Origin of the sequence: Paludibacter sp. (assembly GCF_009712605.1) — a bacterium.
Lineage (GTDB): Bacteria > Bacteroidota > Bacteroidia > Bacteroidales > Paludibacteraceae > Microbacter.
This window is the reverse complement of record NZ_WASO01000006.1, coordinates 38,659-47,579: the sequence shown is the minus strand read 5'-3', so window position 1 is coordinate 47,579 and position 8,921 is coordinate 38,659. Positions and strand designations below refer to the sequence as shown.

Annotated in this window: 7 protein-coding genes and 2 tRNA genes; all 9 read left to right on the top strand. The window is 43.1% G+C overall.

Annotation, left to right across the window (positions count from 1 at the left end; translation table 11 throughout):
* Positions 1-205: 205 nt before the first annotated feature.
* The 9 genes from F8N35_RS06140 (at position 206) to F8N35_RS06100 (ending at position 8,818) form a co-directional block, all read left to right on the top strand.
* Positions 206-898, top strand: coding sequence for a hypothetical protein (locus F8N35_RS06140; protein ID WP_068703945.1), 693 nt, complete (start codon positions 206-208; stop codon positions 896-898).
* Between the two features lie 57 nt (positions 899-955).
* On the top strand, positions 956-1,954 hold the full coding sequence (locus F8N35_RS06135; protein WP_068703947.1) for a GGGtGRT protein: 999 nt from the start codon (positions 956-958) through the stop codon (positions 1,952-1,954).
* Positions 1,955-2,108: 154 nt separating this feature from the next.
* Positions 2,109-2,513 carry a rhodanese-like domain-containing protein gene (locus F8N35_RS06130; protein ID WP_293050479.1) on the top strand — a complete coding sequence of 135 codons (405 nt, stop codon included), beginning with the start codon at positions 2,109-2,111 and terminating at the stop codon, positions 2,511-2,513.
* Positions 2,514-2,583: 70 nt separating this feature from the next.
* Complete coding sequence (locus tag F8N35_RS06125; RefSeq protein ID WP_293050478.1) at positions 2,584-3,480, top strand: EamA family transporter; 897 nt, start codon at positions 2,584-2,586, stop codon at positions 3,478-3,480.
* A gap of 257 nt (positions 3,481-3,737) precedes the next feature.
* Positions 3,738-5,072 carry an NADP-specific glutamate dehydrogenase gene (gene gdhA, locus F8N35_RS06120; RefSeq protein WP_293050476.1) on the top strand — a complete coding sequence of 445 codons (1,335 nt, stop codon included), beginning with the start codon at positions 3,738-3,740 and terminating at the stop codon, positions 5,070-5,072.
* A 106-nt stretch (positions 5,073-5,178) separates the two neighbouring features.
* Positions 5,179-7,158 (top strand): glucosamine-6-phosphate deaminase, encoded by a 1,980-nt coding sequence (locus F8N35_RS06115; protein ID WP_293050474.1) that lies wholly within the window; start codon positions 5,179-5,181, stop codon positions 7,156-7,158.
* Positions 7,159-7,274: 116 nt separating this feature from the next.
* A complete protein-coding gene (locus tag F8N35_RS06110) occupies positions 7,275-8,165 on the top strand; it encodes a transporter (protein WP_293050472.1) in 891 nt (296 codons plus the stop codon).
* Between the two features lie 488 nt (positions 8,166-8,653).
* A tRNA-Gly gene (locus tag F8N35_RS06105) sits at positions 8,654-8,726 on the top strand.
* 9 nt (positions 8,727-8,735) lie between these two features.
* Positions 8,736-8,818: transfer RNA gene (locus F8N35_RS06100), tRNA-Leu, on the top strand.
* The last annotated feature ends 103 nt before the right edge of the window (positions 8,819-8,921 follow it).

Sequence of the window (8,921 nt, the reverse complement as noted above, 5' to 3'; positions counted from 1 at the left end):
TCTATACATAACAAAACACCCCAAAAGTTTTGTCTAACTTTTGGGGTGCACTTCACTTTTGAAACCTTCGGGGTTTAATATGACCATTTTTCACCTTTATTATAGGTCACGGTCATTTGCCGCTATCAAAAAATTTCGTTAGCTTTGCATATCAAAGAGCTGTTAATTAAACACTTAATAATCAACATTTTAAATTTCAGAGGGTATGATTTATTCACATGAAGTAGAACAAATGTGTGTGGTAAAAAAAGGTCCTAACCACGGACCAGCTCCCATTCCTCAAGAAGGAAAATGGGTTCAGGCTAAGGAAATTAAAGATATTTCCGGTTTAACTCACGGTGTGGGATGGTGTGCACCACAACAAGGCGCTTGTAAACTAACACTGAACATCAAAGACGGTATCATCCAGGAAGCTTTGATCGAAACTATCGGTTGTTCGGGTATGACTCACTCTGCAGCTATGTCTGCCGAAGTACTTCCCGGCAAAACCATTCTTGAAGCATTGAATACCGACTTGGTTTGCGATGCTATCAACACTGCAATGCGCGAATTGTTCTTACAAATTGCTTACGGACGTTCTCAGTCTGCTTTCTCGGAAGGTGGTCTGCCAATCGGTGCCGGTCTCGAAGATCTGGGTAAAGGTCTCCGCAGCCAGGTAGGTACAATGTACGGTACTTTGGCTAAAGGCGTTCGTTACCTCGAAATGGCTGAAGGTTACTGCACGCGCATCGGCTTGGACGAAGACGGTGAAGTAATCGGCTACGAATTCGTTCACATGGGCAAATTCATGGACATGGTTAAGAAAGGTGTTAATGCTGCTGAAGCTTTGGAAAAAGCAAAAGGTTCGTACGGTCGCTTCAAAGAAGCTGCTAAATATATTGACCCGCGCCACGAGTAATCTCGTGATGCAGAATGATGTATTATTAATTATTAATTTTTAATTCGAACAAAAATTATGGCTTTATTTGAAAGTTACGACCGCCGTATTAACCAGGTAAATGCGGCTCTCAATCAATACGGAATCAAAGACATCGACGAAGCTAAGGCTATCTGCGATGCAAAGGGCATTGATCCTTACAAAATTTGTGAAGAAACTCAGCCTATCTGCTTCGAAAATGCAAAATGGGCTTACGTAGTAGGCGCTGCCATCGCTATCAAAAAAGGTTGCACAACTGCTGCTGACGCTGCAGAAGCAATCGGTATCGGTTTGCAGTCTTTCTGCATTGCCGGTTCTGTAGCTGACGATCGTAAAGTAGGTATCGGTCACGGTAACCTCGGCGCTCGTTTGTTGCGCGAAGAAACTCAGTGTTTCGCATTCCTCGCAGGCCACGAATCTTTCGCTGCTGCTGAAGGTGCTATCAAAATCGCTGAAATGGCAAACAAAGTACGTACAAACCCATTGCGCGTTATTTTGAACGGTTTGGGTAAAGATGCTGCTATGATCATCTCTCGTATCAACGGCTTTACTTATGTACAAACTCAGTTTGACTATGCTTCGGGCGCTTTGAACGTTGTAAAAGAAAAACCTTATTCAACAGGTCTTCGTGCAAAAGTAAAATGCTACGGTGCTGACGACGTTCGCGAAGGTGTTGCTATCATGCGCGCTGAAGGCGTTGACGTTTCCATCACAGGTAACTCAACTAACCCAACACGTTTCCAACATCCTGTTGCAGGTACTTACAAAAAAGAATGCAACGAATTAGGCAAACCATATTTCTCTGTTGCTTCAGGTGGTGGTACAGGTCGTACCCTTCACCCCGACAACATGGCTGCTGGTCCTGCTTCTTATGGCATGACCGACACTATGGGTCGTATGCACGGTGATGCTCAGTTTGCTGGTTCTTCTTCCGTTCCTGCTCACGTTGAAATGATGGGCTTCCTCGGAATGGGTAACAACCCAATGGTTGGTGCAACCGTTGCTGTTGCCGTTGCTATCGCAGAGGCATGCAAATAAGAAGATTTCAGAATTCAAGATTCCAATGATTCAAGATTATCTCAAATGAGCATCCCGAAAGAAATGGAATACTGGAATTCTCAATCTTGAAATTAGCTAATATAATACTGCCTCAGCATTCGTGCCGGGGCAGTTTTTTTATACACCAACAATTATGAGTCGAATAAAAACTTTCCTTACAGCCTCCATTTTGCTGTTCATTTGTGCTTTAAGCCTGAATGCACAACAAAACCAGAAAGGCAGAACCGATTTATCGGTTAGTCAGTTCAAAAAGTATCTGACAAAAAATCCGTCAGTCACGCTGCTCGATGTCAGAACACCGGAAGAGTTCGCCGCCGGACATCTGAACAATGCGGTCAACATCTCGGTTAACGACCCTGAGTTTGATGCTAAAGTTTCAAAATTCGACAAAACCAAAGCCGTGATGGTCTATTGTCGCTCCGGGCACCGCAGCGTAGTAGCTTCCGGAAAATTGCTGACACTCGGATTTGTCAGCATCCTCAACCTTGAGAAAGGCTTCAACAGTTGGCAGGCAGCCGGCGAAAACGTAGTTAAGTAAATTTTTCAGGCAAAACGGCTATTTCTTTCGATGATGAAATCGACGGAATAGCTCTTAAAACAAAAAGATTATGTGGTTATTATTGGGTGCACTCTCTGCACTTTTGTTAGGAATTTACGATGTTGCAAAAAAGGTTTCGCTTCAAAAAAATGCCGTTATTCCGGTACTTTTTTCTTCCATCGTTATTTCCAGTCTTATTTTATCGCCGCTGCCGGTATTGTCGCACTATTTTCCCGACTTGATGAAAGGCACGCTGCTGTATGTTCCGCCAATGGATGGCAGAGCTCATTTTTTCATCTTACTAAAATCGTTATTGGTACTGTCTTCGTGGCTGTTCGGCTACTTCGCAATGAAGCACCTGCCCATTACAATCGTCACGCCGATTGAAGCCACACGACCACTTTGGACGCTACTGGGAGCGTTGGTCATTTTTTCGGAAAGATTGTCCCCGTATCAATGGATTGGTGTATCAGTAACCTTGATTTCGTTTTACCTTTTTTCAATGGTCGGAAAGAAAGAAGGCGTGGTTTTTCACAACAATAAGTGGGTCTTTTTTATTATCTTAGCAGCGCTTACGGGAGCCGCCAGCGGACTTTATGACAAGTTTCTGATGAGAGAATTCAACCGGGTGGGAGTTCAGGTTTATTATCTTTTCTATCAGTCAATTATCATGGGAATCATCACTTTATTTCTCTGGTATCCCAAACGCAAAACATCGACTCCGTTTCAGTGGCGATATTCGATTATCGGCATTTCGGTATTTCTTACTCTGGCCGACTTCGTCTATTTCTTTGCACTCTCCGATCCCGACGCCATGATATCGCTTCTGTCTACCGTTAGAAGAGCCGGAGTTGTAGTATCATTCTCAATCGGAGCTTTTGTCTTTAGAGAAAAGAATATTAAAGTCAAATTTATTTGTCTTGCAGGCGTCATAACCGGTACTTTAATCTTGTTACTGGGGAAATAACCGACACTAACCTGCATTTTTTCAAAAACTCTTTAATAACAGACAAAGTGAGCATATTATTAAGGATAAGCGGTCACACGTTCATTGAATTAAAACATACACTATCAGATTGATAAATGACCTTCGTGTCAATTTGCTCGAATTATATTTTAGATACATATTTTTTGTATATTTAATACATAAAATTACCAAATAACAGTTCGAAAAGTTGTTTTCTGCTCCGAGAATGCTTAAAATTGCAGCAAAAATATCACACCATGGATATAGAAAAACTGATGCATTCGCTGGAAGCAAAACACCCCGGCGAACACGAATATTTGCAGGCAGTACACGAAGTGCTGTTAAGTATCGAGGAGGTTTATAACCAACACCCGGAGTTCGAAAAAGCAAAAATAGCCGAACGTCTGGTGGAACCCGACCGGATTTTCACGTTCAAAGTTCCCTGGATTGACGACAACGGGGAGGTACAGGTCAACCTGGGTTACCGCGTTCAGTTCAACAACGCTATTGGCCCTTACAAAGGAGGCCTCCGGTTTCACTCGTCAGTCAACCTGTCTATTTTGAAATTTTTGGGCTTCGAACAAATATTTAAAAACGCATTGACCACTCTTCCGATGGGAGGAGCAAAAGGAGGTTCGGACTTTAACCCAAGAGGCAAATCGGATGCCGAAGTGATGAGATTCTGCCAGTCGTTTATGCTGGAGCTTTGGAAACACATAGGCCCCGAAACTGACGTACCGGCCGGTGATATTGGTGTGGGAGCACGTGAAATCGGCTACCTGAACGGCATGTACAAAAAACTGACCAATACTGTTACCGGCGTTTTGACGGGCAAAGGCCTCGAATACGGAGGATCATTGATTCGTCCGGAAGCTACCGGTTTTGGAGGTCTATACTTTGTACAACAAATGCTCGAAACGGCCGGTGATTCGTTGAAAGGAAAGACCGTGGCCATCTCCGGTTTTGGAAACGTTGCTTGGGGTGCCGCTCTGAAAGCTAACCAACTTGGAGCAAAAGTGATAACAATTTCCGGTCCTGATGGTTATATTTACGACCCGAATGGAGTTTCGGGAGACAAAATAGACTATTTACTTGAATTACGTGCTTCCTGCAACGACGTTGTGGCTCCTTATGCCGAACAGTTTGGCGCCACTTTCGTACCAAACAAACGTCCGTGGGAAGTAAAAGCTGATATTGCGCTACCTTGCGCAACTCAGAACGAATTGAACGAAGAAGATGCAAAACATTTGATTGCAAATGGAGTACGCTGCGTTGGTGAAATATCCAATATGGGCTGCACTCCCGAAGCAATAGACTTGTTTATTGCAAATAAAATATTGTACGGTCCGGGGAAAGCAGTCAACGCAGGAGGCGTTGCTACTTCGGGACTTGAAATGACGCAAAACGCCATGCATTTGGGATGGCCTGCCGAAGAGGTGGATGCCAAGCTTCACCAGATTATGGGAAGCATTCATTCCCAATGTGTACACTACGGGCGACAGCCCGATGGCTATATCAACTACATGAAAGGTGCAAACATTGCCGGATTCATGAAAGTTGCGCGAGCCATGATGGCACAAGGCGTTATTTAAGATTAAAGTCCCGGGCTTCCTCCACAAGTCCGGGACTTTTTATATAAACCGACGGGTTTATGGATAAGGGTATTATTACCATCAAATATTTTTATAAACATTAGCTATGAGAACAAATCTAAGTTCACAAATTACACTGAACCGGATTCCTGAACGCCTCTACCATCCTACCGATGCTTTCGAGCAGGCAGCTTTGACGCGTTTCGAAAAGGTTCCAGTGGAAATTTTTGACGATGCTTTGCGTGGCTCTAAAAAAGTGGCTGCGGAAATTGAGGGGTTGATAAAAGAGAAGAACAGCAAGGGAGAATTGTTCGTTTTAGGCCTCACCGGCGGAAGAGCCGGCATCGAATTGTATTCGGAACTGGTACGCCTTCACAAGGAAGAAGGGTTAAGTTTCAAGAAAGTAGTAGTAGTAAACCTTTACGAGTATTATCCATTAGTCAAGTCGATGGATAAAAGTTTTTTAGCTCGTATTAAAGAGATGCTGCTCGACCACATCGACATTGATCCGGCCAATATCATTTCGCCGGATGCGACCATTGACCGCAAAGATGTAATGGCACACTGCAAAGCGTTTGAAGAAAAAATCAACGCACTGGGCGGTATTGACCTTCAGTTACTGGGCATTGGAAGAGGTGGCAACATCGGTTTTAACGAACCGGGTTCACAACTGAACTCAGCCACCCGGTTAATCATGCTCAACAGCGAATCGCGTAAGGAAGCTGCTCGCCATCTTGGTTTTTCAGAACCTCCGGTAAGTTCGATTACCTTAGGTATTGGTACAATAATGAAAGCGAAACGTATCGTATTGCTTTCTTGGGGTGAAGACAAATCGGCGGTCGTACGCACTGCTGTTGAAGAACCGGCATCTGTTGCATTTCCGGCATCGTTCCTGCAACTTCACAACAATGCTTCTTTTGTCATTGACATTCACGCAGCGGGAGAATTGACAAGAATAAGCAAACCGTGGCTGGTAACTTCCTGCGATTGGGACGACAAACTAATACGCCGTGCCATTGTATGGCTTTGTCAACAAGTCAACAAGCCCATACTTAAACTTACCGATAAAGATTACACGGAACATAACCTGAGTGAATTGCTCACCATTTTCGGATCTGCCTACAATTGTAACATAAAGATTTTCAACGATCTTCAGCATACAATTACAGGATGGCCGGGTGGCAAGCCGGATGCAGACGACACATATCGGCCCGAACGGGCAAAACCATATCCCAAAAAGGTGCTTGTATTCAGTCCTCACCCCGACGATGATGTTATTTCGATGGGTGGAACGTTAAAACGCCTTGTTGATCAACACCACGAAGTGCATGTGGCATACGAAACATCGGGAAATATTGCAGTAAACGATGACGAAATCATCCGTTTTCTCTCTTTTGTCAAAGGGTACATCGAAATGTTCGAACCTGACAACAAAGATCTGAAAGCACGTTACGAAATACAATCGAAGTTTCTGGTCAGAGGCGAAGGCCAGATTCCTTTGTCGGAAATATTATCCATGAAAGGATTGATTCGCAGGGGAGAAGCAAAAGCGGCTTGTCGTTTCGAAGGTGTTTCCTCCAGGAATGTACATTTTTTGAATCTGCCGTTTTATGAAACCGGCACCATTAAGAAAAAACCGATTTCGCAAGCTGACATAGAAATTGTAAAAGCGCTTTTACAGGAGTTAAAGCCACACCAGATCTACGTGGCAGGTGACCTTGCAGACCCGCACGGAACGCACAAAGTGTGTCTTGACGCGGTACTTGCCGCCATCGATGACCTGAAGAACGAATCATGGCTCAACGACTGCCGCATCTGGATGTACCGTGGTGCATGGATGGAATGGGAAATTGACCATATAGAAATGGCCGTACCTCTGAGTCCCGAAGAATTGCGTTCGAAACGCAACGCCATTCTCAAACATCAGTCTCAGATGGAAAGTGCACCCTTTCTGGGCAACGACGAACGCCTTTTCTGGCAACGTTCCGAAGAGAGAAACCGCGCAACAGCAGCTTTCTACAACGAATTAGGTTTGGCAGCCTACGAAGCAATTGAAGCATTCGTACGTTATATTCCAATTCAATAAGAAAACATGATAAAAATAGACGACCGTTTTGCTCACATGCAAAACGGTCGCTTTTGTATACAGCGCTCTTTTTGTAGCTTTGCAAACACATATCACGCCCATCCACAACACCTACAATGACCAGATTTTTAAAATCATACATGCTCCCCATTGCCATGTGCATTGGCATTATCTTCTACCGTTTTTTTACAGAATTGTCATTCATCACCCCATACCTGATCTTTGCAATGCTTTTTATAACCTATTGCAAACTATCAATCAAAGAACTCTGGTTCGAAAAATTTCATTTCTATCTGTTGGCCATACAACTATTCGGCAGTATTGCTGTTTATCTGGCTCTGAGATGGTTCAATCCTCTCATTGCTCAGGGATCAATGATATGTGTTTTAGCACCCACGGCTACCTCGGCTGCTGTAATCACCGGCATGTTAGGCGGGAGCATAGCCAGCCTCACGGCTTATAGCATTCTCAGCAATTTATGCGTAGCTATATTCGCGCCAATTATTTTTTCATTTATTGGAGAACACTCAAATTTTACTTTTTTCGAGTCTTTCCTGTATATTCTGAAAGAGGTTTTTCCCCTACTGATTCTGCCATTAGTATTCGCTTTTACATTAGAAAAACTTGCCCCGAAAGCCAAAATAAAAATACAAGCACTACACGGATGGTCATTCTACCTGTGGGCGCTGGCTCTTACGATAGTTGTAGGAAAAACCGTTTCATTTGTCATGAAACAGCCGGCAGATAATTATGCCGTTGAAATAATAATGGCAGCCTCTACATTTTTTATCTGCATAGGACAATTTCTTGCCGGAAGAAAAATTGGCAAACAATATGATAAAACAGTCACTGGGGGACAAGGATTGGGGCAAAAGAATACGGTATTGACCATCTGGATGGCATTATCATACCTTGATCCAATCTCGTCAATAGGACCCGGAGCCTACGTTTTGTGGCAAAACATAGTTAATTCTTACCAGCTCTGGAGAAAACAACGAAACAGATAAAAATCAATAGTCAGATCTGAAGGCAAATACTAGATGGGGGTTTGCGTAAAAAAATAAAAGTGTGGAATATTCGAGTTATTCGAAATAAACCACACTTTCTTTTTTGCTTAAAAAAATTATTCCTATCGCTGAACCTAAAATTATTAATATAAGACCACCTAGTATTATGAAAACAAAGGTATCCCATTTACGGGAAACAGATTGCAAAATTCGCATCAAATCATAGCAATTTTGAAACACACGCTGTCTTTTTGATAGATATAATTGAAAAAATGAGACATAAAGCCTCCAGTTTAAATAAAACAAGTTCTAAAACCTCAAAAAAAACGAACGTTTTATCACCTCCATATTATTGAAATGTTTTTTAGAAAAAAAGTCAGTCCGAATATTTCGGGACTAAAAAAAATCCTTATCTTTGCACCGCAAAACAGATAAGCATTGAGCTTTCCAAAAAAGCTCTCTCTATTCGATAAAAAAGAACAATGATTGCGAAAGTAGCTCAGTTGGTAGAGCACGACCTTGCCAAGGTCGGGGTCGCGGGTTCGAGTCCCGTCTTTCGCTCAAAGGGATGCCCGGATGGTGGAATGGTAGACACGAAGGACTTAAAATCCTTTGGCTTCACGGCTGTGGGGGTTCAAGTCCCCCTCCGGGTACTTAAAATAAAGGGTTTACACTATCAGGTGTAGACCCTTTTTTTATGCCACCCTCTACATGAATCATTTACAGTGATTGACGGTTTAATCTTACCTGCTGCGT

Excerpts from the sequence above, each read along its gene's own strand:
- F8N35_RS06115 (WP_293050474.1), top strand. The coding sequence starts at position 5,179 with ATGAGAACAAATCTAAGTTCACAAATTACACTGAACCGGATTCCTGAA.
- gdhA (WP_293050476.1), top strand. The coding sequence starts at position 3,738 with ATGGATATAGAAAAACTGATGCATTCGCTGGAAGCAAAACACCCCGGC.
- F8N35_RS06125 (WP_293050478.1), top strand. The coding sequence starts at position 2,584 with ATGTGGTTATTATTGGGTGCACTCTCTGCACTTTTGTTAGGAATTTAC.
- F8N35_RS06135 (WP_068703947.1), top strand. The coding sequence starts at position 956 with ATGGCTTTATTTGAAAGTTACGACCGCCGTATTAACCAGGTAAATGCG.
- F8N35_RS06130 (WP_293050479.1), top strand. The coding sequence starts at position 2,109 with ATGAGTCGAATAAAAACTTTCCTTACAGCCTCCATTTTGCTGTTCATT.
- F8N35_RS06110 (WP_293050472.1), top strand. The coding sequence starts at position 7,275 with ATGACCAGATTTTTAAAATCATACATGCTCCCCATTGCCATGTGCATT.
- F8N35_RS06140 (WP_068703945.1), top strand. The coding sequence starts at position 206 with ATGATTTATTCACATGAAGTAGAACAAATGTGTGTGGTAAAAAAAGGT.